Source organism: Paraburkholderia aspalathi, assembly GCF_900116445.1.
Taxonomy (GTDB): Bacteria; Pseudomonadota; Gammaproteobacteria; order Burkholderiales; family Burkholderiaceae; genus Paraburkholderia; species Paraburkholderia aspalathi.
The window spans coordinates 128,156-153,295 of record NZ_FPBH01000001.1; the positions used below are offsets into that span (position 1 = coordinate 128,156).

The following is a 25,140-nucleotide window of genomic DNA, read 5'->3' on the forward strand; positions in this document are numbered from 1 at the left end:
AGGGGATGAAGGCAGCCCGCCGTTCCTCGAACTTGCGCAAGCGTCCTAACAATCGGTTACGCATGTTCAGGCGCGGGTGGTGCAACTGCGGCTACACTGGCGTCTCCCGTTTTCTTACGGAACGCCATGCAGTCATGCCCATTGCGGCGTGAGTCCGGGGCCGCGCCGTCTAACGGCGGGCAACTGGCGACTCGCGCCGTCTTTCATTTACCTTCCAATCATATCGGGCGCGGCATTCGCGCTCATGTCGCGGCGTGGTTCGGCGCGTGGACGGCCGCGGTCTGCCTCGTACTGACCCTCGGCATCGGATGGATGCCCGCGACGGCCCAGGCCGCCGGCGCTGCCACGCCGGTCATTCCGGCCTTGCAAAGCCTGATCAATAGCGCGACGGCAACGCCGGCGTCTGCCGCCTCGGGCGCCTCGGCTGCGGAAGCGGCTTCGGCGCCGTCGCCCGCCAGCCAGGCGGAACTGGCGCGCTCGCTCGATAGCGTGATCGCCACGCTCGACAACGACAAGCAGCGCACCGCGCTCGTCGCCCAGCTCAAAAAGCTTCGTGACGTGTCGCAAAACGTTGCGCCAGCCGCGCCCGCGTCTGCGTCGGCCCAAACGAGTGCTGGCTTGCTCGGCGCGATCGCGTCGGGCATCGCGTCGTTCGAATCCAATGTGCATCAGGGCCGCACGCCGGTGCGCTATTGGGGCGGGCGCTTCAACGCGGCCGGCAACGAGCTCTACACGATCATTTCGGGCCAGGGGCAGGAGAGCTTCGGGCGCATCATCTTCTCGATGATTGCCATGCTGGCCGGCTGGGGCGCATGCGCCGGCGCGATAATCTACGTGCAGCACCGGCTGTACCGGCGCTTCGGTATCGTCATGGGGCTCAAACCGAATCCCACCACGCGCGAACTGCTGATCTTCGCGCTGCGCCGCGTCGGCCCGTGGATCATCGCCTTTCTCGCCGCGTTGCTGTTTGTGCGCGCGATGCCCGATGCGCTCGGCCGCACGCTCGGCCTGGTGGTCGCCTATGCGATCGTTGCGGGTGCGGTGTTCTCGGCGATCTGTCTGATCATGTTTTCGCTGTTCGGCTCAGGGCATCGGCGGGTTGCGGTGCACCTGCTGATCGAACACGCGCGGCGCGTGCTGTTCGTGGTGGGCATATGCGCTGCCCTCGGCGATGCGGCGGTCAATTACGACGTCGAGCATCAGCTCGGACCGAATCTCGCCGCGCTGATTTCGACGGCCGCCAACATGACGGCCGCTGTGCTTACCGGCTATTTCGCGCTGGCATTCCGCCGGCCGGTCGCGCATCTGATTCGCAACCGGCCTTACGAGCAGCGCCACGATCACCGGGCCGCGACCGACGCCTTCGATGTGCTCGCCTCGCTCTGGCACGTGCCGGTGCTGGTGCTCGCCGCCGCGTCGGTGGTGGCCACGCTCGGCGGCTCGGGCTCCAGCGAAAACGTGCTGCAGATTTCGGTGGTCACCGCACTGTTGCTGGTGTTCGCATTTTTCCTGTCAGCTATCGTGCTGCGTGTGACGCGCCCGCGAAGCCACCGCGCGCGGCGCCGCTCGCCTTATCTGTCGCGTTTGCTGCGCTTTTGCGGCACGCTGCTGACGCTGTTCATCTGGCTGTTCTTCTTCGAACTGGCGGCGCGTTTATGGGGCGTGTCGCTCGCGGAAGTCGTGGAGAAAAACGTTGCGGCGCGCGGGATTGCGCACGCGGTGACCGCGATCATCGCGACGGTGTTCATTTCATGGCTGCTGTGGATTCTGGTCGACACGGCGATCACCGAAGCCCTCAATCCGGGTGGTCCACGCAACAAGTCGCGCAATCCGAGCATGCGGGCGCGCACGATGCTGCCGCTGCTGCGCAACGTGCTGCTGGTGACGATCATGACGATTGCCGGCATCGTCACCGCGGCGAACCTGGGCATCAATGTCACGCCGCTGCTGGCCGGCGCCGGAGTGATCGGCCTCGCGATCGGCTTCGGCGCGCAGTCGCTCGTGACCGACCTGATCACGGGCCTGTTCATCATCATCGAAGATACGATTTCGGTCGGTGACTGGATCGACGTGGACGGCGGCCACGCGGGCACCGTCGAACATCTGTCGATCCGCACCGTCCGCCTGCGCGACGGGCAAGGGGCGATTCACGCCATTCCGTTCTCGCAGATCAAGATTGTCAAGAACCTGTCGCGCGATTTCGCCTATGCGGTGTTCGAAGTGCGCATGTCGTTCTCGACCGATGTCGATGAGATCACGCAGCTGATTCGCGAAGTCGGCGCCGATCTGATGGCCGACTTCCGCTACCGGCGCGAAATGCTCGGCCCGATCGAGGTGTGGGGGCTCGACCGCTTCGATCCGAACTGGATGGTCGTGAAAGGGCAGATCAAGACGCGGCCGTTGCAGCAATGGAGCGTGGCGCGCGCCTTCAATCTGCGGCTCAAACGCAAGATGGACGAAGCCGGCATCGAGATTCCGGTGCCGCAGATGCGGGTGTACACGTCGTCGAAGGATAGCGAGGGACAGCCTTTGCCGGACGATGAACTGCCTGAGCTTGGCCCGCATGGCCATGGGCAGGCGCATACCGAGGCGGCGGCTGCCACGCGGACCGCGCACGCTGCGATGGCGGTGGCGCGCGACGTGTCGCACGAGCCGCGTCCGGCGCCGCCGCCGACCGGGCAGACCGCGCCGATTCCGCCGCAGATTCCGACGGCCGGAGAAGCGGGCGGTAAAAGCTGATTTGTGCTGGATGCGAGGCGAGGCTAGCGGACCTTGGCGCGGTCCGCGTCCGCTTTTCGCGCCCGCGGTTCGCGTCTTTAGGCAGGACCTACCGGTTTCAGACGAGCGCCGGTGCGTCGGCGGCGCGCACGATGTCGTTGACGTGCGTGGCGATCTGCGCACCCGCCACACCATAGATATGCAGTGAGACGGCAGGCGCGTCGCTGCAATTGCCGAGGCGATGAATGCCGCCCTTGCCGCCGCGTACAAACGACACGGCTCCGGTATTGCGCGCCTGGGTGCGGGTGGCGCTTGCACAGTGCTGCGCGCCATTCCATTCGAAAACCGTTTCGCTCAGCGTGCCGTCGATCACGGCATAGCCGCACCATGTGTGGTGCGCGTGCACCGGGCTTGCCTGGCGCGGCTGCCACACCAGCGCGGCAATCGCATAGCGGCCGTGCGGATCGGCGGCCAGCAGATGACGCCGGTAATTTTCAGCGGAGCCTTCGCGTTGCGCCGACGTGAGCAAATCGGGATTCGCCGCGGCTTCGGCCAGCGCGATGCGCATGCTGCGCGCGAAGAAGGTCGAATCCGACGGTTCGGGAAATTTCACGCAGGCTTCGAACATGGCGTCGAGTGCGTCGCACAGGTTCGCGAGCGGCGCGGTGTGGTGCGCGCGCGAGGGCGTTTCATGCGCTCCGGCAAACTGTGCGGCATGGGTAGAGGAACGGGCGACGGGTGTTGAACGGAGGTCTTGGCTCATGATCGCGGCGCAGCGGCATGGCTGCTTATCGGCTATTTTTGGATAGACATATTTATACCGGTTTGCCCGGAGAAAGAGTTTCCATATAATTCCCCTTGCAGTCTTAAAAGTAGAATAATTTCCTATGGGGGTTTGAAGATGGGAATGGATATCATCGATCGGAAGCTGCTCGAGCTGTTGCAGGAAGACGCAACCATGCCGATCGCCGAGCTGGCGCAGCGCGTGAATCTGTCGCAAACGCCGTGCTGGAAGCGGCTGCAGCGGCTTAAAGAAACGGGTGTGATTCGCGCCCAGGTGGCGCTGTGCGATGCGCGCAAGTTAGGCGTGGGCACCACCGTATTCGTCGCGGTGCGCACCAACGAGCACACCGAGGCCTGGGCGCAGACCTTTACGCGCGCGGTGCGGGAGATCCCGGAGGTGGTGGAGGTGTACCGGATGAGCGGCGAAACAGACTACCTGCTGCGCGTGGTGGTGTCCGATATCGACGACTACGATCGCGTCTACAAGCAGTTGATCGCCGCCGTGCCGCTATACGACGTGAGTTCGAGTTTCGCGATGGAACAGATCAAGTATTCGACGGCGCTGCCGGTGCGGCCGGCGGCGGTGGTGGAGGGGCGCTGACTGCAAGCCGTGTGCAAGCTCAGTGGGCGTAGAATGCCGCCTTCCCAGACACTATCCGCGACTGCCTCGCGAACCGAGCCCGCCTCATGAACAAACCGCCACGCAAGAAGAACCCGACCTTTGGCATTGCTGTTTTCATCGTGGTCGCGGTACTGCTGGTGATCGCCACGCTCTTCTATAACGCCATCACGGAAAAGCGCGATTTCGATCGCCAGAACGAGCCGGCGCCGACGATTTCATCGGATGCGGCGGCTGCAGCGGCTGCGGCTACCGCAGCGAAGCCCGCAAGCGGCGCCGCACAATAAGACGACCCGAGCGTTCACTCGTCCGGCAGGCGAATGACGCTCGCGTCCTTGCGAATCTGCGCCGAGGCCGTCAGCATCTGCTTGCATTGATGGGCGAGCAATTTCATGTCATGCACGGCGTCCGCCGGGTGGTCCGGCGATTTCTCCGTCTCGACCACCATCGCATCCAACTCACGCGACAATTGTTTGATCTGCTCGGCCTGATCGGCGGGCGGGGCGCTGCCGGCTTCGGCTTCGGTCAGATTGTCGCGGACCGTGCTCAGGGCGCGTTGCAAGGGCTGCAGTGAGACGTTGTCAGCCCGCTGCGCGGAGGTGCGCAGCAACGGCGCCGCCACCGTGATCTGCGAGGCGAGCACGTGGCTGCGCACCAGCAGATCATTCAATTCCGGCACGAACTTCTGCGCGGACTTCGGTTCGAGCATCATGCGCTGGAATGCCTGACCCAGATTGGCAAACGCCACGTGGACGTTCTTGCGCGCGAGCCGGTAGCGGTAATCGCGATCGAGCGCTGTTGCAGCGGCTGCGGCGGCAGGGGATGCGCCGCCGGCCGGCTTGGCGGTCGGGTTGCTGATCGTGGTGGTGCCGGCGCCGCTTGCACTGGTGGTCGCCCCCGTGCTTGCTGCACCAGCAGTTGCGCCGGCTTTGAGAGCCGCGTTGCCGCCCGCGTTCGCTCCTGCGTTGGCCACCGCGAGCGCCGGTGCGCCGAGTTCGATCGCCGGATCCGCCATCGCCGCGGCGGGCGCGAACGCACCGGCCTCTGTCACCGTAGCGACCACCGCTGCGGCCGGCTTGCCGCTCCACCACCAGCTCGCTTCCAGGTATTGCCGCGTCGCATTGATCATGTTGTTGACGAGCTTGCCCATCAACCGGTATTCCCAGTAGGGGAACAGATGGCTCGCCGCAATGGCGATCGCGCAGCCCACCACCGTATCGATTGCGCGCTCGCCGATGATGCGCATGCTGCCCGGCGCGAGCAGATGGAACATGAGCAGCACATACGAGGACGTGAACACCACGCTCGCCGTGTAATTGAACAGTAGCAGGCTGTAGCTCATCACCATCGAGGCGAACATCACCACCAGCAGGATGTGCGGCTCCTTGACGAAGATCATCAACGCGATACTCGCCGCGCAGCCGATCAGCGTACCGACTATCCGCTGCCCGTTACGCTGCTTGGTCAGCGAATAGCCTGGCTTCAGGATGATGACGGTGGTCATCACGATCCAGTATGCGTTGGTGAGCGGCAGCAGGCGGCCGAGCCAGAAACCCACGGCCACCGCGATCGTCACGCGCAGCGCATGGCGGAAGCTCGGCGAGGCCATCGTCAGATTCGAGAAGATCTGCCCGAATGGCACTCGGCGGCTCGAGACGAAGCGGGAGAGCGCCTTGTCGAGCCGCAGTTCGGTCTCGGTCGCGCTTGGATCGCTCGACAGGCTTTGGTGCATCCTGTCGATCAGGCGCGTGGCGCTCCAGATGCGCCGGAAGGTGGACGAGACCGCCGAATAAGCCTCAGGATTTTTGGCAGCCAGGTCCTGCTTGCGCATCAGTTCGATCTCGAACTCGATGGCGCGCAATTCGGCCTTTACATTGATGCGCGTACGCGCCGGCTGGTTTTGCAGCACCGCAAGTCCGATTTCTTCGAGATCGGCCGCGGATTTGCGAATCAGATCGCGGTAGAACACCAGCAGGTCGGAGCCGCCAAACGTGGTTCGCACCAGCGAGTAGTCCACGTGCGTGCCGACAAACAGCTCGTGCAGATCGACGGTATTGATAAACAGATTGAACAGCATGGCCCGGCGCGGTTCGAGCCGGCCGGCTTTCAGCTTGGGCAGATTGCGCAGCACGATATCGCGTGCGGCGTCCTGACGTTCGACGGCGGTAATCTGCTTGTCGACCAGATTGCGATAGCACTCGTCGAGATCATTATTGAGATCGTAGAAGGCGGCGCGCGCGAGCAGATAGTCCGCGCACGCGAACACGCTTTCGGCAAGCGCCTGCTGTTCGATGCGGTGCATCATCCAGCGGCTCACGAAGGTCGACCAGTACGTGTACCAGAGACCGCCCACCAGAATCCACGACGCATTGACGAGCGCCTGCATGGGCGTGAAATGCTCTTCCAGCGTCATGATCATCATGAACAGCGTGGCGAAGCTGATCTGCGGCCAGCGGTTGCCATACACGACGATCAAGGAGAGCACGAACGTGAGCGGCACGACTGTGCACCACAGCGCCACGGGGTTGACCGTGGCGATGCCGGTGGCGAGCGCGGACAGGAAGCCGATCACCGTGCACGCCAGCATCTCGTTGTGCTTGTACTTGAGCGGGCCCGGCATATCGACCACACAGGCGCCGAGTGCGCCGGTCGCGATCGTGAAGCCGAGTTCGCGGTCGTGAAATACGATCAAACACAATATGGCCGGTAATGACACGCCGACTGCGATGCGCAGGCCGCCATAGAAGTACTGGCTGTAGAGGAATTTTTTTATTTCAACCGAATAGCGCATCGACTGCCTGGATTCCATTCACTGAGAAAACGCGGTTGAACAGGCCGACCTGGGCCGACCCCAAACTGCCGTCGAGTCTAACTGATTTTGAACCTGATCTGACCTCGTCCATTCGGCCAGGTTCTGCGCTGGGAGCGCGTTTGTTATGCTGTCGCTTCAATGTCTGTCGCGGCCCGGGCGTTCCGCTCGCGTCGCCTGCTTTCCCAGGATCCATGCTCCAACTCTTCTACTCGAACCGCTACGAAACCCTTGTCGGCGCGCTACTCGACGACCTGGCAGAAGCGCCGTCCGATCCCTGGACCGCGCAGCCCGTGATCGTCCCGAGCGCGGCGGTGCGGCGGCGGCTCGAGCTCGACATCGCGGCGCGCCAGGGAATCTGCGCGAATGTCAATTTTGGTTACCTCGCGCAGTGGTTGTGGGCGCAAATCGGCGGCGTGATCGAAGTGCCCAAGCATTCGCCATTCGCGCCGGACCGGCTCGTCTGGCGCTGCTACCGGTTGCTGGGGGAGGCGGATGAAGCATTGCCGTGGAATGCGTCGCCGCGTCTGCGTACTTATCTCGATGCGGCGGATGCATCGATGCGCTATGAACTGGCGCGGCGCGTCGCGACGGTGCTCGACCACTATCTGACTTATCGCCCGGAATGGCTGCTGCAATGGCAGAAGGGCGGTTCGATTTTCGCGAGCGGCGCGGCGGATGACAAGGGGCCGCGTCTCGTTGGCGCAAGTCAAGCGGCCCGTGAGGACGAGCGTTGGCAAGCCGCGCTGTGGCGTGCCGTGCTCGCCGAAGTAGCGGGCGACGCGCAAACGCCTGCAGCCGCCTTACCGCCCGCTTATCGCTTTCTCGAGGAAATCGGCACGCTCGATCTCGAAGCCATCTCGAACGCACAGTGGCCTGAAGCGGTCAGCGTGTTCGCGCTGCCGACCATGCCGCCGCTGCACGTCGCTTTGCTGCGCGCGCTGTCGCGCTGGGTCGACGTGCGTCTGTATGTGATGAACCCGTGCCGTGAATTCTGGTTCGACGTCGTCAGCGCGGGCCGCGTCGAAGCGCTCGATGCCGCCGGCCAGCTCGATTATCAGGAAGTGGGTCATCCGCTGCTAGCCGAATGGGGCCGTCAGACCCAGGCGCAACTGCATATGCTGCACGAGCTGACTGAGAGCGCCGCATCCGGCGAGACGGGCGACTTCACCGAGAATCCGGAACCGAGCTGGCTCGCCTCTGTGCAGAACGGCATCCTCGATCTGCGGGCAGAAACGGACACGGACGAATTGCCGATCGAAAACGGCATTGAAGTCCACGTGTGTCACAGCCTGTCGCGGCAGCTCGAAGTGCTGCACGACCGCCTGCTTGGCTGGTTCGATGAGTTCGACGATCTGCAGCCGTCCGATGTGCTCGTTGCCGTGTCCGATCTCGCCGCCGCCGGGCCGTTGATTGATGCGGTATTCGGCACCGCGCCGCCTGGCGATACTCGCCGCATTCCGTATCGGATCACCGGCTTGCCGCCTTCGCAGGCCAATCCGGTCGCGCGTTTGCTGCTCGATTGGCTGGCCTTGCCTGAGCGTAGCGTGGGCGCGCCGGATCTGATCGAATGGTTGCGTGTCGATGCGATCGCCGCGCGTTACGGCATCGATGCCAGCGCGCTTGAAGCTGCGCAGGAATGGCTCGCGGCAGCCGGTGCGCGTCGCGGGCTGGCGCCTGGCGAGCCGACGGGCGAGCACGTGCCTGTCGAGCGTCATACGTTTGCGGATGCGCTGACCCGTCTGTACCTTGGCTATGCGATGCCGGATGGCGGCGAGCCGGTCGATGCCTGGCTGCCCGTTGAAGGCGCCGATGGCTCGGACGCCGAGCTTCTTGGCCGCCTCTCGCGTTTCGTCGACGATATCGAAACCTTCGCGCAGCGCTGCTCGGTCGAGCAGACTCCCGCCGAATGGACGCAACTGCTGCTCGAAACGCTCGCCCAGTGTTTCGATGGCGGCGTGGCGTTTGCCGATTCACTGGCGGCAGTGCGCGACGCGATCGACAAGATGGGCGATGCGATGCAAGCGGGCGCGGACGACGTCGTGCTGCCGGCCGCCGTGGTGCGCGGCGCGCTCACGGAGGCGCTCGACGACCCGGCGCGTGGCGGCGTGCCTTGGGGTAGCGTGACGTTTTCGTCGCTGACCAGCTTGCGCGGTTTGCCGTATCGCATCGTCTGCCTGCTCGGCATGGATGACGGCGTGCTGCCGAGTCTCGCCCGCGCGGACGAATTCGATCTGATGGCCGCGTTCGGTAAAGCCGGTGACCGGCAGCGCCGCGACGATGAACGCAACCTGTTCCTCGATCTGCTGCTGGCCGCGCGCGACCGGCTGTTCATCGCCTATACCGGCCGCAGCATTCGCGACAATGCGCCGTTGCCGCCGGCCGCGCTGGTCGATGAATTGCTCGATCACCTCGCGCAAGTGTCGGCGGGGGAAGGGGCGAGTCCCGCGGAAATCGAAGCCGCACGGCATGCGTTCATCATTGATCATCCGCTGCAGGCGTTCGCGTCGGACTATTTCTCGTTGCAGCGCGGTCTTTTCACTTACGACGTGGATCGCGCGGAACTGGCCAGTTTGCTGGCCGCGCCGCAGCATCCGGCCGCCGCGCCGTTCTTCGATCAACCCTTGCCGCCCGAAGAGACGGCCTCCGTCGCATTCGACGAATTCGTGCGCTTCTGGCGTCATCCGGCGCGTGCGTTGTTGCGCGACCGTCTGGGGATCGTGTTGTCGGATGCGCAGGGTGAATTGCTCGACACCGAACCGTTCGAACTCGATTGGGCCGGACGGGATGCGCTGGCGGAGCGGCTCTTGCCGGTACTGCTGGACAGCGAGATCAAAGACGACGACAGCATGTTCGAGCGCGTGCGCCGCGTCGCCGCGGCCAGTCCCGAACTGCCGGGTGGCGCGACCGGCGCGGTATGGCGCTCGCGCGAACTCGGCGCGCTGCGACAGCTCGCCGACAGCGTGCGCCGCGAAGTCGCCTCGGGTGTGGAACGGTTGCCGTTCGTGCTGGATATCGTGCCGCGTTGGCCTCACAGCGCCGACATTGCAGATACGCTCTTCGGCACTCATGACGCGGCGCTCCGCAAAGCGGCCGAAACACCGCTGCAACTGCATGGCACCTTGAATTTGCTGACCGAAACAGGACAAGTGATTTTCCGCTACGCCAAGCCCACCGCGCGCGACTATCTGTCGGCGTGGCTTGCGCATCTGGTCTATTGCGCGGCGCTGCCGAACGGCCCACGCCGTACGGTTTGGCATGGCAGTGGCGAGAGCTTCGAGCTCACGCCGGTCGCCGCGCCACTCGATGAGCTGGCGCCGCTTGCGGCGTTGTTCAGAGCCGGGCGCATGCTGCCGCTGCGCTTTTTTCCGAAGAGTGCATGGGTGAAAGTCAGCGAGAGCGATTCCGCGGCGCAGGGGGTGTGGATCAACGATCGGGTCCGCGGTGAATCCGACGACCCTGCCTTGCGCATCGCGCTGCGCGGCACGCCGCTTTCGCTCGACGAACCGTTCGGCAGTCTTGCCTCGATCGTGTTCAAGCCGCTCGTGCAGCATCTGCGGAGCGCGTCATGAGCGGCGCCGTTCACCATCACGCACTGGTCGCTGAAGAGCTCGACGTCTTTGCCTGTTCGCTCGACGGCGTCAATCAGATCGAGGCGTCGGCGGGAACCGGCAAGACCTGGAACATCTGCGCGTTGTACGTGCGGCTGCTGCTCGAAAAGAACCTGAACGCGGATCAGATTCTTGTTGTGACCTTTACGAAGGCGGCGACCGCGGAGTTGCACGAGCGGATTCGCGGGCGGCTCGCGGAACTGGACCGGGCTATCGATACAGACGACGACGGCGGCGATCCGTTCATCCAGCGTCTCTTTGAAACGACGCTGGCGCCGGAGCGCGGCATCGATCGCGAGACCGCATTGAAGGTCGTCCGCCGCGCACTGCGCACGTTCGACCAGGCCGCGATTCACACCATCCACGCGTTCTGTCAGCGTGCGTTGCAGGAGGCGCCGTTCGCCGCGGCCATGCCGTTCGCCTTCGAAATGGAAGCCGACGATGCGGCCTTGCGTTTCGAAATGGCGGCCGATTTCTGGCGCGAGCAGGTGGAACCGGTGGCCTACGCGCATCCTGCGTTTGCCGCATGGCTGGTGGCCAAACGCGCCGGTCCCGCGTCGCTCGATGAGCAACTCGCGCGGCGCCTGAAGAAGCCGTTGGCGCAGTTGCGCTGGGGCAAGCTCGATTCAGGTGGAAACAATGCCGATCCGCAGACGGTTTTCGATGCGGCCTGCGCGATGTGGCGGGCGGAGCGCGACGCGATCGTCAGTCTGCTTGGACAAGCGCAGGACCGTCTGAGCAAGACCTCGCACAAGCCTGAACTCGTGAGCGCCGCGATTGCCGCGTGGACCGAATATTTCGCTCAGGGCGATTGCCATGCGCCGCCGCCCAAGGCTGCCTTGAAACTGACGGCGTCGGCGTTGAAGAAGGCGACCAAGGTCAAGTTCGAACCGCCCGAGCATCCGTTCTTCGAGCACGCCGAGGCGCTATCTGCCGCCGTGATCGCCGCCGAAGCCGCGCAACGCGCGCGCTGGCTTTCGCTCGTCGAAACCTGGCTCGACTACGCGCCCGCCGAACTGATAGCGCGCAAACGCTCGCGCCGGGTGGTGTCGTTCGACGATCTGCTGTCCAACCTGTATCGCGCGCTCGCGGCCAACCCCTGGCTGGCCGATGCTTTACGCGCACGTTATCCGGCCGCGCTGATCGACGAGTTTCAGGATACCGATCCGTTGCAGTTCGCGATCTTCAGCCGCATCTTCGCGCCGGCTGGTCCGCTGTTTCTGGTCGGCGATCCGAAGCAGGCGATCTACAGTTTTCGCGCGGCGGATTTGCATACTTATCTGGCGGCGCGTGAGGCGGCTTCGGCGTGCTACACGCTTGCGGTCAATCAGCGTTCGACCGCGCCGATCGTCGAGGCCTGCAACCGGCTGTTCGAAGCCAATCCACAGGCGTTCGTGCTCGACGGTCTCGGCTATCAGCCGGTGCGGGCTGGCGAGCGGCGTCGTCCGCCGTTCTCCGAACCGGATGCAAACGCGGGGGACTTCCGCATCTGGACTTTGCCGCAAGGCGACGCCGCGTTGACCAAACGCGAAGCGCAGCGCGCGGCGAGCGAAGCCTGCGCCGCCGAGATCGTGCGGCTCCTGCGCGGTGCGCGTGAAGGGTCGGTGACGATCGGCGACGCGCCGCTCGCACCGGGCAATATCGCGGTGCTCGTGCAAACTCATAAGCAAGGCAGTCTGATCAAGCGTGTGCTGGCGTCGTGGGGCGTGGGCAGCGTGGAACTGGCGCAGGCTTCGGTGTTCGCCACGTTCGACGCCGAGCAGATCGAGCGCGTGCTGGCCGCGGTTGACACGCCGGGCGATCTGCGCCGCTTGCGCGCCGCACTCGCCACCGATTGGCTTGGTCTTGATGCCGCCGCACTGTGGCGCCTCGAGCAGGTCGCCGACGCACCGGCACCGGTCAACGATCCAGCGCATGCCGCGGACGCAATGGGTTGGGTCGAACGTTTCTCGCGCTATCGCACGCTATGGCACGAGCGCGGCTTCGTCTTGATGTGGCGCACGCTGATGCGCGAGCTGCGCGTCGCACAGCGCCTGGTGGCCGGACCGGACGGCGAGCGCCGTCTGACGAACGTGAATCATCTGGCCGAACTCGTGCAGGCGCGTGCCGCCACGCAGCCCGGCATCGCGCCGACCTTGCGTTGGCTCGCCGCGCAACGCACGCAAGGTGGCGGCGAAGACGCGCAATTGCGGCTCGAGTCGGATCGCAACCTTGTGCAGATCGTCACCGTGCACAAATCGAAAGGGCTGGAATATGCGGTCGTGTTCTGTCCGTTTCTGAACGACGGTGCGCTGCGCGAGCCGCCATCCTCCGGCTTGCCCGATGCACGCGAATATCACGACGAAACGGGCGGCGCGGTGCTGCACTACGGTTGTGATGACGAGGAAGCCGAACGCGCGTCACGTTACGCGGCGCGCGAACAGGCCGCGGAACGGGCGCGGCTCGTCTACGTTGCGTTGACGCGCGCGGTGTACCGTTGCTATCTCGTCGCAGGGACTTATCTTTCGTCGCGCTCCACCAAGGAGTCGCGGCGCAGCGTGCTGAACTGGCTGGTGGGTGGCAACGGTCACAGCTTCGACGATTGGCTCACCGATCCACCCGACGAAGCCGCTTTGTCATCATCGTGGCAGGCGCTGGCGGGCGGTCCGATCACGTTGCAGGCATTGCCGAAAGTGGAGCGCCGTGCGCCCTTGGAAAGCCTCCAGGACAGCGGCGCGCGGATGCAGGCGCGCGCCAATCGGCGGCCGTTGCGTGACCAGTGGCGCATGGCCAGCTTCAGCGGCTTGATCGCCGCCGGCAGCAAAGCGGAGGAGGGGCATACGCCGCTGGAAGAGGTACGCCCCGATCACGACGAGATCGCCGACGCGCTCGCGCCAACGCCGTTAGCGGCGCCACAAGCGCCGTCCTATGCTGAGGACGACATTCTCGCGTTTCCACGCGGCGCGGCGGCGGGCGAGTGTCTGCACCGCATGTTCGAGCTCGCGGATTTCACCGATCCGCAGACATGGCCGGATGCCATCCGCGGCGCGTTGCGCGAGCGTCCGGCGCCGGCAGTGCCCGAACTCGCGGCACGCTTGCCCGCCATGATGCATAACCTGATCGCGGACGTGGTGAGCACCGAGCTCGTGCCCGGCATGGCGCTCGCCAGGTTGAATCCGCGGCACCGTCTGAACGAACTCGAATTTCTGTTTGCCGCGCCTTCGCTCGATTTTCCGGCGTTGCGCGAGCTGCTGATCGAACACGGCTATCCCGACGTTGCGCTGGAACCCGGCATGTTGCGTGGGTTCGTCAAAGGATTTGTCGACATGATCGTCGAGCACGACGGACGCTTCTGGATCGTCGACTGGAAGTCGAACCATCTGGGCGACACCGCCGCCGACTACGCCGCGGCGCCGCTCGAAGCGGCCATGGCGAGCCATGCGTATCACCTGCAGGCACTGCTTTATATCGTGGCGCTGCATCGCTATCTGAAAACACGGGTACGCGATTATGCGTACGACACGCACATCGGCGGCTATCTCTATCTGTTCGTGCGCGGGGTTCGTCCGCAGTGGCGTGACGCCGATGGAGCGGCCGGCGTGCATATGCGGCGGCCTGCATTCGAACTCGTGGCGCTGCTCGACGCGGCAATGATTGGAGGTGTCGCATGAGCACGTTCGAGCGGAACTCTTCCGCGCCGCCGGAGCTCGACGACATCGGGGTGAATCTGCCCGCGCCGGCCGATTTCAGCACCGCGCTCGCCGAAGGGTTCGCGCGCCGCATCGGCACGTTGGCGCGGCGTGGCGGCGCCTCGGGCGAGGCTGTGAAGTGGGCCGCGCGGGCCGCCTTTGCCGCGAGCCGTGCGACTGCCGAAGGGCACGTGTGCCTGCCGCTGGCGGTGCTGGCGCGACGCTTCGATGCATCGAGCGCGGAAGTGCGTGCAGCGCTGTTCGCCAGCGGCATGGCTAGCGACGGGTCACAAAGTGCGGCGGCGTTGCGGCCGCTGGTGGTCGATGGGCAAGGGCGGCTGTATCTGGCGCGCTACTACGACTATGAGCGGCGTCTTGCGCGTTCGCTGGTTGCGCACGCGAGTGCAAATGCAGGCGCCAGTGCAGGCGTAGACACGGACGCTACCGCTCAAACGTTGCACGAACGTCTGTTGCGCTACTTCGGCCTCCCGCAGGACGATGAAGTCGACTGGCAACGTGTCGCGGCAGTCATGGCGCTGTCCGGGCGCTTGACCATCGTCAGCGGCGGCCCAGGTACCGGCAAGACGACGACGGTGGTCGGCGTGCTCGCCTGTTTGCTCGATGCGCGGGCCGATCTGCGAATTGCATTGGCGGCGCCCACTGGCAAAGCCGCGCAACGCATGCAGGAAGCCTTGCTCGCCCGTGCCGGCGATTTGCCGCCCGAACTCGCCGCGCGCTTGCCGCAGACGTCGTACACCTTGCATCGGTTGCTTGGTTCAGGGCCGGGTGCGCGCTTCCGGCATCATCGCGACAACCCGCTGCCTTACGACGTCGTCGTGATCGACGAGGCTTCGATGATCGACGTGGCGATGGCGGCGCATCTGCTCGACGCCATTGCGCCGCAGACGCGTCTCGTGATGCTGGGTGACAAGGACCAGCTCGCTGCCGTCGAGGCCGGTGCGGTGTTCGCCGAGCTCAGCGCGCGGCCTGCTTTTACGGAGAACGGACTGCAGCGGATTGCTGAGGCGCTCGGAATTGAAGCGGCGCGGTTGTCGGAAGCACTGCCGGATGCGTCGAGCGGCTTCGACGAAGAGCCTGACGATTTTTTCGCGCAAACAGGTGCGCCGGACGATTTCGATACGCCGCTTGACGATGTGTTCGACGATGCTGACGCACATGGCGCCTTCGGTGGGCTACCCGGCGACGATTTGTTCACAGGCACCACGGTGCCCGTTGCCGGAGAGCCATTGTTGCCGTCGTCTTCGCGAGAGGCATCGGTATCAGGAGCGGCATCGGGATCAGGGGCAGCAGCAGGATCAAACGCGCCGCTACCTTCGCCCGCCCAAAACCCGCTCGCCGATTGCGTCGTCTGGCTCGAGCGCAACTATCGATTCGGCCTCGAATCGCCGATCGGCCGTTTATCGCTCGCGATTCGCAAAGGTGCGGCCGGCGCGGCGCTCGAAGTCCTGCGCATCGATCCGGCCGAACCCTGCGCAGCGGCGCTGTACGAAGATACGCATGCGACGCTCACCGATCGCACAATCGCGCGACTCGCCGCAGGTTTTGCCCCGTACGCGGATGCGCTCGCCGAAGCACTGGCCGCCGATACACCGGACCCATTGCCGCTCTTCGACGCGCTGAACCGTTTTCGAATTCTGTGCGCGACCCGTTCGGGGCCGCGCGGCGTCGATCAGGTGAATGCCGCGATGGCCGCGCAGGTGCGGCGCGCAGCGGGCGTGACGCTGGCCGTGGGCGCGCAGTGGTTCGCTGGACGCCCCGTCATGGTGACGCGCAACGATTATGCGCTCGGACTGTTCAACGGCGACATCGGCATTGCGCTGCCGGGTGCGGGCGGTGCGTTGCGCGTGTATTTCCGTACCGGTGACGGCGGTCTGCGGGCCGTGTCGCCTGCTGCACTGCCGCCGCACGATACGGCATTCGCGCTCACGGTTCATAAGTCGCAAGGCTCGGAGTTCCAGCATGCGGTGTTGATGTTGCCGTCGGTGTTCAGCCGCGTGCTGTCGCGTGAGCTCGTCTACACGGCGATTACCCGTGCGCGTGAGCGTGTGGAGGTGATTGGCGCGCGCGCCGTGCTGGCGCAGGCCATCGCGACGCCGACGCAGCGTGATTCAGGTCTAGCCGCGCGAATTGCGGAGGCGTGCCGCGTCGCCTAGCGGGATCGTGTGGGCGAGGCACGTATTCGTTCGCGAGCTCAGCAAGGAGTCAGCACGATTCAGGCAGTCCGTGTGGCGTAGGCAGCCGAGGCAACTTGGGCAGCTAAGCGGCCGAGCAGCCAACCCCTCAGCCCGTGATCCCGCCCGGCTGCACGCGCGCCTCGACCCGGCTGGGCATGGTCTTGCGATACCACAGCGTCCACAGCGTCAGGGCGCCGTAAATGCCATAGCCTATGAACGGCGAGACCACCAGAAAGCGCTCGATGGGCCAGGTGAGCGCCATCCAGGCGCGCAGCGCCGTTTCACCGGTCAGGCCGACGCCCCATACGAGCGTCATGAGCCGCATTGCGCTGACGAGGGCAGGCCGCTCGCGCCACAAGGCTTCAAAGCGCTCGGCGCCGCCTTCCATTTCACGGGCGACGGTGGCGCGCGCGAGATAGAAGATCAGCGGACGGCGCATCGGCAACGACAGCAGAAACACCACGCCCACCGCGCCGGACACGAGCGACTCCCGCAGCAACAACATTCGGGGACTGCCGCCCAGCGCCATCGCCGCGACCGACAGTACGATGCCCGCCACGACCATGATGCTGAGCGCGTCGACGCGTCGAAAGCGCACCAGTTCGATCAGGCTCCAGACGATCGGCGGCACGGCGGACGCGATCAGCGCGCCGGTCTCGCCCAGGTGCGGAAGCGCGAACCGGTAGGCAAGCCATGGCAGCAGAAAGTTGACGGCCAGTTCCAGCACAAAACCCGGACGGAGTTTCATATTAATTTACGCTGTAAGCGAAAACCGCAGTATCGATGAACCGGCCGTGTCGATGCAAATAGTTTTTCGCATCGGCAGCCGCGGCCGATAGTCCGTAGTCGGTATTCGACTTTGCTCTGTGTACACTTGCGTCTCTAGCTCAATCCCATCATGACATCCCGTTATCCGATCCCGCCGAACGAAATCGAATTGACCGCAGTGCGCGCGCAAGGAGCGGGCGGCCAGAACGTCAACAAGGTCTCGAGCGCCATCCATCTGCGCTTCGACGTGCACGCTTCGTCGTTACCGGAGGTGCTGAAGATGCGCCTGCTCGCGCTGTCCGATCATCGGCTTACGCGCGACGGCGTGGTGATCATCAAGGCGCAGCAGCATCGCACTCAGGAGATGAACCGCGCGGCGGCGCTGGCGCGGCTCGACGAGCTGATCGAAAGCGTCAGCGTGACGCGCAAGCCGCGTGTCGCGACCCGGCCGACGCGCGCGTCTAATCGGCGTCGCCTCGACAGCAAGGCCAAGCGCAGTGAGATCAAATCCGGCCGCGGGCGGATTGAGGATTGACGGGATTGCAGGGATTAAAGGCGGCGGGGCCGGGGCGCTAAATCCCGGCAGAGCGACAAAAGCGCCCTGTGAGGCACCCTGAGAATCTCACGACAACGCGCGCCAGCTTACAGTCGCTCGCGTTCAGCGTTTGCCCCCGCGTCGGCCAGAACGCGTATCGGCCGGCGAAGTCATTGGCACAAAATCGACGCACAGCACATGCGTGCCGTCACGCTCGAATGCGATTGCCGCGGTATAGCAATCCTGGCCGTCCGCGAGCGAGTAGTGCGGCCCCATCATGGCGACGCGTCCTGGCGCGGCGAGTGCGTGCTTGAAGTACGCGCGCCGCGACCAGTTGCTGCGCGTATCGGTATAGAGCGGCGCGAGCCGCAGCGGAGGCGGCGGCAGCGAGACGGCCGAGACCGACGCTTGCGTCTGTTCGCCTTGGCCGTCGGTGACGAACACGCGGCGTGCTTCGGGCAGATGCCACACCTTTTGCGCCGCCTGCCGCAGATCGCCGGTGGCTTTGAAGGTGTCGGAAGCGGCGAGCACGGCTTCGGCGAACCCTTCGAAACCAAGCCGCTGGTGGCCCGCATGAGCCTGTTCATAGGCGGCGAATTTGCTCCACATCGACTCGATCAGCGCCGGCACTTTGGCGCACGCCGCCTGCACCGAACCCTTCGGCTGGCCGAGCCAGAAGCCTTGCACGAAATCGACGTCGGCCTGCATCAGAATCATCAACTCTTCGTCGGTTTCGACACCTTCGGCCAGCACCAGCGTACCGGACTGGTGGAGCATCGCGATCAGATGGCTGATCATCGAATCGTCGCCTTCACGCTTGCCCGCGCGCGCGACCAGCGAGCGGTCGAGTTTGACGATGTCGGGGCGAAAGCGCCACACGCGGTCGAAGTTTGAAAAGCCGGTGCCGAAGTCGTCGATCGCAATCAGGAAGTCGCGCGGCTGCGACGCCGCGAGCATGCTGGCGACAGCGGATTCATCGTCGGCAGGTTGTTCAAGTACTTCGATGACGATGCGCTCCTGCGCCAAGCCGAAGTGCGCCGAGAGCTCGTCGATAAAGGTGCGCTGCGGCCAGCCGGTTTCGAACACCTGCGGACGCGTATTCAGAAACAGCCAGCCGGTGCTGATACCCTGTTCCATGAAATTCGCCACGTGCAGGCAGCGTGCGATGCGATCGAGCTCGCGTGCGTCGGCGGCCGAGCGTGTGCCGGAGAAGAGCACCTCCGGCGATACCGGCAAACCGACCGGATCGAACGCGCGCAGCAGACCCTCGTAGCCGACCACGCACTGATGCGTAACGGACAGCACCGGCTGGAACACGCTGTGCAGGGTTAGCGCGCGCCACGTCGCGGTCCAGCCGGACTCGTCCCGGACCAGATGCGGGAGCAGGCCGCTAAGGGTCAATTCGCTGACGGTCGGCATAAGGGCAGGCATGAGTGCGGGCATAGTGACATCGCGGCAAGCGGGTGACGGGGCGCGCGGACAGATTTAACGCGCAACGGATGCACAGCCCAGGCGCCGGCAGGGTAAGGCGGGCACAGCCCGGGAACGCGGAGAGCAATGCCAGCCATGCTGGGCTCCGGCGGGATTAGTCAAAACCAGTCTAGCAGTTCGAACTTCGCGTGAATGTGCGGGTTATCACAGACGCGGGATGTGGCTGGGCGGCTAACAAACCGGCCGTGGCGCGGTGGCCGGCCCCGGTCCTGTGGGTGTTTGGCGTGGGTTTCGCACTCGTTTGCCGCGCGCAGGACCGACCGTTCGAATGCAATCAATCATGCGTATGAAACCGAGGGTAGCAGGGCGGTAAGTGGCTGTCCGCCAAACTCCAGGCAAGGACGGTGCTCAGACTTTTTGCGTCCGCGGGTGGCTCTGCTGCAGGGTAATCACGGCGTGGCCGCAGGAGCCGGCCCAGTGCGCGTGAGCGCCTGCAGGATTGACGGGCGGCGGGTATGCTGCTGCTTTTCCTGAACAAACGGAGTACAGGCATGACGGAAATAGCGGTGGTCGCAATCTCGGTGGCAAAGCCGGGTTATGAAGAGCAATTGCGCGAAGCGGCAGAAGGCATCGTTGGGCCTACGCGCGAAGAGCAAGGTGCGCTTCAATACGATCTGCACCGTGACGTGCAGGAGCCGCGCCGGTTCGTGTTTGTCGAGCGTTGGAAAAGCCAGGAAGCGCTGGCGGCGCATGCAAAATCCGCGCACATTGCCGCTTATAAGAAAGCGGTGGCGGATTGGGTCGAACACGCGGAAATTCGCGTCTTGTCGAAGATCGCGTAAGCGTTCAAAGGGCGAAAAGCGGGGACGAAAAGCGGGGGCGAACAGCGGGGGCGAACAGCGGGGGCGAACAGCGGGAGATCTCTGAAGGTCGAACCCCGAAAGTCGAACGACGGCGAGTGAGCTGCCAGACCGGACACGGCCTGCGCGGCGCTCGCCGTTTATCTTTAGTGCGTGGCTTGCGGGACGTCGAGGATCAGGATGATGGTCCAGTCGGCATCGCCGTCGTGGTGATACTGGCGTTCCGCGACAATGAACGGCTGTTGCTTGCCGTCCGGGCCAAGAAACAGCACGTCGCCTTCCATCGGCAGGCACTCGACGGGCGGCAGCGCGAGGAACGCTTCCTGACCGCCGCGCGGCATCAGTTTTTCGATTTTGCGAGATGCTGCTTCAGTCCATTCGATATCTAGCTGGATGTTGCTCATGCTGTCCTCCGCACCAAGGTGCGCACAGGTTAGGGGGAGTCCGGCAGGCGCCGGTCGGTGCGCGACTTTAGCATAACGTCGGCCGGCCGCAGCGGGCCTGCGGCGAGTCCATTAGACAACAAAAAAGCCGAAACCGGCGGTGCCGGCTTCGGCTTTTCACCTTCGCGGCGAGGCCGCAGGTGATGCTGTCAAACTGCGCTTACGAACTGGCGGCTTCGGCCTTGGCGGCCTTCTTGTGATGGTGCGGGGCCATCTTGTGATGTTTCTCCGGCATAGGCGCGCTTTCCATTGCTTGCTGGCGGTTTTGCAAATCTTGCGCGCGCTGCTCGACGTCGGCGGCCTTGGCCGGATCGGTGCTCATCATGACGCCGTTGTCCTGCGCATAGGCCGCGCCTGTTACGGCACTGAGGGAAACCAGGATCGCCAGGGACACTTTCTTCATTGTTACCTCCGCAGAGTGGTAATGGACCCGAGTATTTGCCTGTCCAATCGGAAAGACAATGCATTCTAGCCAGCAATATCCGCTCCAGCGGACGTTTTGTAACTACAGTGACAATTGGTTACACCTTGTTACGTTCGGTCCACAGTCGCTGTCGACGACGATCTCATTTCGAACTCGACAATGCGTTGGCGGCACAAAGAATATTCGCATCTCTAAATAAATTGCTTTGTCAGGAATCGCGAGATTCAGAACCATCCGATTGCACGATAGACGTGAAATTGCGCGATTCCAATCAGTTCGTGCAGTGCAATCTCTGCATTCACCAGATTGTCATAGCGCGGCAGTACACCGGGATCTGTGTGCAGCGCGCTCGAGATCAGCGGCTGTGGCGTGAGGCCGAAACGATGGAAGTCGAGCAATGCGCGCGGCATCTGATAGGCGGAGGTGACGAGTATCAGGGAATCGTAACCTGACCGGCCGAGAATAGCAGAGACGTTGCGCGCATTTTCGTAGGTCGTGCGGCTGGTGTTTTCCAGCACGATGTCCGCACGCGGCACCTGGCGGCGCAGCAGGTAGGGCAGGTAGGTATCCGCTTCGGTTGCGCTATGCCGCTGCGGATTGCCCCCGCTCACGATAACCTGACACGTGGCGGCCGTACGCTTGCAGGCTGCGTAGTTTTCCGCGCTCGCGGCGATGCGCGCGAGCACGTCACGCGGTGGCACGAGCACATCGTCATCGCCGTAAATGGTGCCGCCGCCGAGCATGATTATCGCGGTGCGCGGCGCGAAGCGGGCGGGCGTGTCGGTCTGCCGATGCGGCTGCGCCAATTCCAGCAATGGAGCCGTGAGCCAGCCGGCGGCGAGCAGCCAGAACAGGGCGATCGCGCCTATGGCGAGCGGTCGGCGGGCGCGTTTCCACAGCACGATTGCTGCAAAAAAAAGCGCTAATAAAGTGAATAGAATCAATTTAAATGGGGTAACGTATGACTTTCGGGACAAATCTATGGGCCTGCCATCGCGCCGCAGCGGTTGCATCGTCGGCCCGTAGACAGAACGCTAACATGGTGTTCAGACGGGGGTTCCGAAAACGAGACCAGGGCAGCACCTGGCGGAATTCGACCGCATGAAACCGGCCAGTTTCCAGCCAAGGGCGGGTGCTATGCGCGTCACTGGTGGCGCGGTGACGTGTTGGGCATAGATGTGTCATAGCTGCACTTTAAGAAAGAAGTGAGATGACCACGTATTCCAACGAAGCGGTACTTGAAGCGCTGCGGCGGGCGCAATATCGCCAGGTCCCATGGGCCAGACGACCGGGTGTCTTCCAATATCTTCGCGCGCTAGGCTTGATGGACACTGTTCGGCAGCGCACCGTCGCACCGGCTCCGGGCTTTCATGCACCGGTTGATATTGCCGTGCTCACTGACCGCGGCAGAGCCGAGTTCGCGAGGCTTGCGCACGACGAACGCCTGTTGAGCTGGACCGCACAGCGAATGAACGACTACGTTGTCGCGACAGCCGAAGCGCGGCCCACAGCCGCTCTCGAAGCCCGGCCTTAAGGGCGCGGGCGAAAGGCGCTGGCGCTGTATTTCCCAGCCGCTCCACGCGGCTGGTGGTGATTCCATTGCTTCGCTTTATTGGCTGGCTGGTGCGCCGGGTACAGTGCGAGCCGCGCACCCGTTGACGCAAAAAAAAGCCCGTATCGCGAGGATACGGGCGTACCGGAATTACTACTGCCACGCTGTGCTAATGGCGTTGAATCAGACTGGCGCATTGGCTGGTGGTTCCCTGATCGTTCAATTCGCCACGTAGCACGTTGTCTTGCAGTGACGATGGACGCCGGCCATAGCAAACAATGGCGGCGAACTACAGCGGCGATCCCCTGATTTGATTTGACACACGCCGAGCCGGTCACCGGCGCGGCGGCGCATGCCTAGCGGCGGCGTGCAGGGTCGTCGCGCGGCGGTTCAGGTCGCGTTCGTACATTGCTCGCGATATCGCCGCGCAAGTCGCCACGGGGCGCAGGCGGCGTGAAGTCGCGGTTGCGTGTTCCGCTTTGCTGCCAGGCTTCGATGGTGGCCGTGTGATCCGGCCGCCAGTTCCACCCTTGTGGGCGCTGCTGTGCGAGCGCCGGTGCGGCCATTGATGAAACGACAATGCCGCACAGAAGCAGTGACATTGGTTTCATGCTGAGCTCCCGTCAAGCCGATCGACTCAAGGCCTGTTTGCATACACATAAGGTATGCCGAGTAGCGAAAGCACGCTGTAAGCAATAGTAAATGGATGTTTCACCCGCAATAATCGACTCGCTTCAGGTGTCTGAAGCGAGTCGACAATGACGGCGAAGAAACGGAAGGGGACGACTCAGTTGGGCGCGCCGAAGAGCGGTGCCCATCGCAGGTCGGACAGGCGTCGAAAGACGGCGCACGACGGCCCAGATACACGCCGGGCGCCCGCAGGCGCCCGGAGGCAAAACAATTCGCGTCAGGCCATCTTGACCGGCGCGCGCCACGATTCCGGATTGGTCCAGAATGCGCCACGCAGACGGTCGCGGCTCGGCGGTGCCGGCGGTTTCGCCGCAGTCGCGCCAATGCGGCCGCGCAGCGAAATTTCACGGCCGCTCGTGCCGAGTCGCTTAACTATTTCGGCGAGCGTACCATCGGCTTGCCATTCGTCGAAGCGACGGCGGCAAGTCGGCGGCGACGGATAGCGGCCCGGCAGTTTGGACCAGCCTTCTCCAGTCGACAGCACCCAAAGCACGGCATTGACTACTGCGCGCGCTTCCACGCGTGGTCGACCACGACGTTCGCTCCGTGCTGGCTCCGCACAGAACAACGCCTCGACCAGCGCCCACTCGTTGTCTCTCAAATCGTCGAACAGCATCATGTTTCACCTCAGCGAAGCTAACTCCGGTGCGCTGCCCCGCGCCGCGCACTCTCCATGCACTCGATAGGCGAGTGCCAAGGGGGGTCGGGCTTGCCACGATCTGCTATTCAGTCAGTAGTCATGGCGCCGACCCTGTGTGCATGTAAATGCAGGAAGTGTGCCAACTTGATCCAACTACCTGAAAGCCCTGTGACAGCGGGCCAGCGCGGGCGCTAGCTAGGGGCGTATAAGAATCCAAAAAACCCATCTCGCAAATCGGGACAATCACCAATCTTGTGCAATCAAGCCCGTCCAGCGTGCGTTTGCGCCTTATTGCTGCGCTGCAGCGTTAGCACTAAATGCGAATGTGGTGCGGCATTTCGCCATACAATGCGCATCAAACTGGGTTATTGATGAGGCTGGTAAATGAATGTGACGCTGCGTCAGCTAAGGGTTTTCATTGAGGTCGCCCGTTTGCAGAGCTTTAGTCGGGCCGGCGATGAAATCGGTCTGACGCAATCGGCGGTCAGCCGCTGCGTACGCGAACTGGAAGGGGAGATCGGTCTGAAGTTGATCGACCGGACCACACGCGAGGTGCAGTTGACGGATGTCGGCGGCAACCTGGTGTCGAGCGTGTCGCGACTGCTGACGGATCTGGACGACGCCTTGCGCGAGATCCGCGAAATCGGCGAGCAACGCCGCGGACGGGTGGTGGTGGCCGCAAGCCCGACGATCGCTTGCCGGTTGATGCCTGGCGTGGTGGCGTCGTGCGGACGCCAGTTTCCCTACATCACCTTGGGTCTGCGCGACGACGTGCAAAGCGACGTGGTGCGCAAGGTGAAGTCGGGTGAAGTCGATTTCGGCGTGATCATCGGCCCATTTTCCGCCGATGACCTGCTGAGCGAATCGCTGATGACTGATTCGTTTTGCGTCGTTTCACGCGAAGACCACCCCCTGGCGGCACATAAGCAGGTGGCATGGACCGACCTTGAGGGCCAGCAGCTCGTCATGCTCGATTACGCGTCAGGTAGCCGCCCGATCATCGATGCCGTGATGCAGGAGTACGGCGTAAGCGCCACCGTGGTGCAGGAGTTGGGGCATTCCGCGACCGTTTTTGGGCTGGTCGAGGCGGGCGTGGGCGTGAGCGTGCTGCCCTGGCTGGCCTTGCCGTTGCCGGCTGGCGCCTCGCTGGTGGCGCGGCCGCTCGTGCCGCGCGCCGAGCGCACTGTGGAACTGGTACGGCGGCGCGACCGTTCGCTGTCGCCGGCGGCGGAGGCGGTGTGGAGTCTGATTCGTCAATTGCCGGCGCGGGCTGAGGATTTGGGCTGATGACTTTGGCTGTGCCGCTTGACTCGGTGACGTCGCCGGCGACTCCGCCGTCCCAAAAGCCGGCGCCGCGCTAAACTGTCGCCTCCCTTGGCGTCAGCCTCGACCCA

Annotated in this window: 18 protein-coding genes and 1 pseudogene; 10 read left to right on the forward strand and 9 right to left on the reverse strand. The window is 64.0% G+C overall.

Annotated elements, in window-relative coordinates; all coding sequences use genetic code 11:
• Positions 1-126 precede the first annotated feature (126 nt).
• Positions 127-2,739: a mechanosensitive ion channel family protein gene (locus BM438_RS00605; RefSeq protein WP_093632429.1), complete on the forward strand. Its 2,613-nt coding sequence runs from the start codon at positions 127-129 to the stop codon at positions 2,737-2,739.
• Between the two features lie 97 nt (positions 2,740-2,836).
• Here BM438_RS00605 and BM438_RS00610 read toward each other — a convergent pair whose 3' ends face one another.
• Positions 2,837-3,481, reverse strand: coding sequence for a cysteine dioxygenase family protein (locus tag BM438_RS00610; RefSeq protein ID WP_093632430.1), 645 nt, complete (start codon positions 3,479-3,481; stop codon positions 2,837-2,839).
• Positions 3,482-3,619: 138 nt separating this feature from the next.
• On the opposite strand from BM438_RS00610, the gene BM438_RS00615 reads away from it, so the two are divergent.
• Together BM438_RS00615 and BM438_RS00620 are read left to right on the forward strand one after the other, a co-directional pair.
• A complete protein-coding gene (locus BM438_RS00615) occupies positions 3,620-4,102 on the forward strand; it encodes an Lrp/AsnC family transcriptional regulator (RefSeq protein ID WP_093632431.1) in 483 nt (160 codons plus the stop codon).
• 86 nt (positions 4,103-4,188) lie between these two features.
• Positions 4,189-4,407 carry a hypothetical protein gene (locus BM438_RS00620; protein WP_093632432.1) on the forward strand — a complete coding sequence of 73 codons (219 nt, stop codon included), beginning with the start codon at positions 4,189-4,191 and terminating at the stop codon, positions 4,405-4,407.
• Positions 4,408-4,421: 14 nt separating this feature from the next.
• On the opposite strand, the gene BM438_RS00625 is transcribed toward BM438_RS00620, so the two are convergent.
• Positions 4,422-6,911 carry an FUSC family protein gene (locus BM438_RS00625; protein WP_093632433.1) on the reverse strand — a complete coding sequence of 830 codons (2,490 nt, stop codon included), beginning with the start codon at positions 6,909-6,911 and terminating at the stop codon, positions 4,422-4,424.
• A gap of 212 nt (positions 6,912-7,123) precedes the next feature.
• On the opposite strand from BM438_RS00625, the gene recC reads away from it, so the two are divergent.
• From recC to BM438_RS00640, 3 genes are read left to right on the forward strand one after another with little or no spacing between them, the layout of a single operon-like run.
• On the forward strand, positions 7,124-10,501 hold the full coding sequence (gene recC, locus BM438_RS00630) for an exodeoxyribonuclease V subunit gamma (RefSeq protein ID WP_093632434.1): 3,378 nt from the start codon (positions 7,124-7,126) through the stop codon (positions 10,499-10,501).
• Positions 10,498-14,190, forward strand: a complete 3,693-nt coding sequence (gene recB / locus BM438_RS00635; protein WP_093632435.1) for an exodeoxyribonuclease V subunit beta — start codon at positions 10,498-10,500, stop codon at positions 14,188-14,190. Before recC ends, recB begins: the two co-directional genes overlap by 4 nt.
• Positions 14,187-16,382: an AAA family ATPase gene (locus BM438_RS00640; protein WP_093632436.1), complete on the forward strand. Its 2,196-nt coding sequence runs from the start codon at positions 14,187-14,189 to the stop codon at positions 16,380-16,382. Before recB ends, BM438_RS00640 begins: the two co-directional genes overlap by 4 nt.
• Before the next feature lie 127 nt (positions 16,383-16,509).
• Here the strand turns inward: BM438_RS00640 and BM438_RS00645 are convergent, their stop codons facing one another.
• Positions 16,510-17,151, reverse strand: a complete 642-nt coding sequence (locus BM438_RS00645; RefSeq protein WP_093632437.1) for a VC0807 family protein — start codon at positions 17,149-17,151, stop codon at positions 16,510-16,512.
• 150 nt (positions 17,152-17,301) lie between these two features.
• On the opposite strand from BM438_RS00645, the gene arfB reads away from it, so the two are divergent.
• A complete protein-coding gene (arfB, locus tag BM438_RS00650; RefSeq protein WP_093632438.1) occupies positions 17,302-17,706 on the forward strand; it encodes an alternative ribosome rescue aminoacyl-tRNA hydrolase ArfB in 405 nt (134 codons plus the stop codon).
• A 123-nt stretch (positions 17,707-17,829) separates the two neighbouring features.
• Here the strand turns inward: arfB and BM438_RS00655 are convergent, their stop codons facing one another.
• Positions 17,830-19,125 carry an EAL domain-containing protein gene (locus BM438_RS00655; RefSeq protein ID WP_093632439.1) on the reverse strand — a complete coding sequence of 432 codons (1,296 nt, stop codon included), beginning with the start codon at positions 19,123-19,125 and terminating at the stop codon, positions 17,830-17,832.
• A gap of 563 nt (positions 19,126-19,688) precedes the next feature.
• Between BM438_RS00655 and BM438_RS00660 the strand changes: the two genes are divergently transcribed.
• Positions 19,689-19,979: a putative quinol monooxygenase gene (locus tag BM438_RS00660; RefSeq protein WP_093632755.1), complete on the forward strand. Its 291-nt coding sequence runs from the start codon at positions 19,689-19,691 to the stop codon at positions 19,977-19,979.
• A 164-nt stretch (positions 19,980-20,143) separates the two neighbouring features.
• Here BM438_RS00660 and BM438_RS00665 read toward each other — a convergent pair whose 3' ends face one another.
• The 3 genes from BM438_RS00665 to BM438_RS00675 form a co-directional block, all read right to left on the reverse strand.
• The gene (locus BM438_RS00665; protein ID WP_007182306.1) at positions 20,144-20,401 is read right to left on the reverse strand and encodes a hypothetical protein; all 258 of its coding nucleotides are present in this window, start codon (positions 20,399-20,401) and stop codon (positions 20,144-20,146) included.
• Positions 20,402-20,600: 199 nt separating this feature from the next.
• Positions 20,601-20,843: a hypothetical protein gene (locus tag BM438_RS00670; protein WP_093632441.1), complete on the reverse strand. Its 243-nt coding sequence runs from the start codon at positions 20,841-20,843 to the stop codon at positions 20,601-20,603.
• 245 nt (positions 20,844-21,088) lie between these two features.
• A complete protein-coding gene (locus BM438_RS00675) occupies positions 21,089-21,808 on the reverse strand; it encodes a YdcF family protein (protein WP_372341958.1) in 720 nt (239 codons plus the stop codon).
• Positions 21,809-22,074: 266 nt separating this feature from the next.
• Between BM438_RS00675 and BM438_RS00680 the strand changes: the two genes are divergently transcribed.
• Positions 22,075-22,398, forward strand: a complete 324-nt coding sequence (locus BM438_RS00680) for a hypothetical protein (protein WP_054034659.1) — start codon at positions 22,075-22,077, stop codon at positions 22,396-22,398.
• Between the two features lie 374 nt (positions 22,399-22,772).
• Here the strand turns inward: BM438_RS00680 and BM438_RS00685 are convergent, their stop codons facing one another.
• Together BM438_RS00685 and BM438_RS00690 are read right to left on the reverse strand one after the other, a co-directional pair.
• Positions 22,773-23,027: a hypothetical protein gene (locus tag BM438_RS00685; RefSeq protein ID WP_093632446.1), complete on the reverse strand. Its 255-nt coding sequence runs from the start codon at positions 23,025-23,027 to the stop codon at positions 22,773-22,775.
• Between the two features lie 299 nt (positions 23,028-23,326).
• Positions 23,327-23,722 (reverse strand): annotated as a pseudogene (locus BM438_RS00690) (transposase); the annotation flags it as partial.
• Positions 23,723-24,130: 408 nt separating this feature from the next.
• Here BM438_RS00690 and BM438_RS00695 point away from each other — a divergent pair.
• Complete coding sequence (locus BM438_RS00695; RefSeq protein ID WP_093632447.1) at positions 24,131-25,033, forward strand: LysR family transcriptional regulator; 903 nt, start codon at positions 24,131-24,133, stop codon at positions 25,031-25,033.
• Positions 25,034-25,140: the final 107 nt, after the last annotated feature.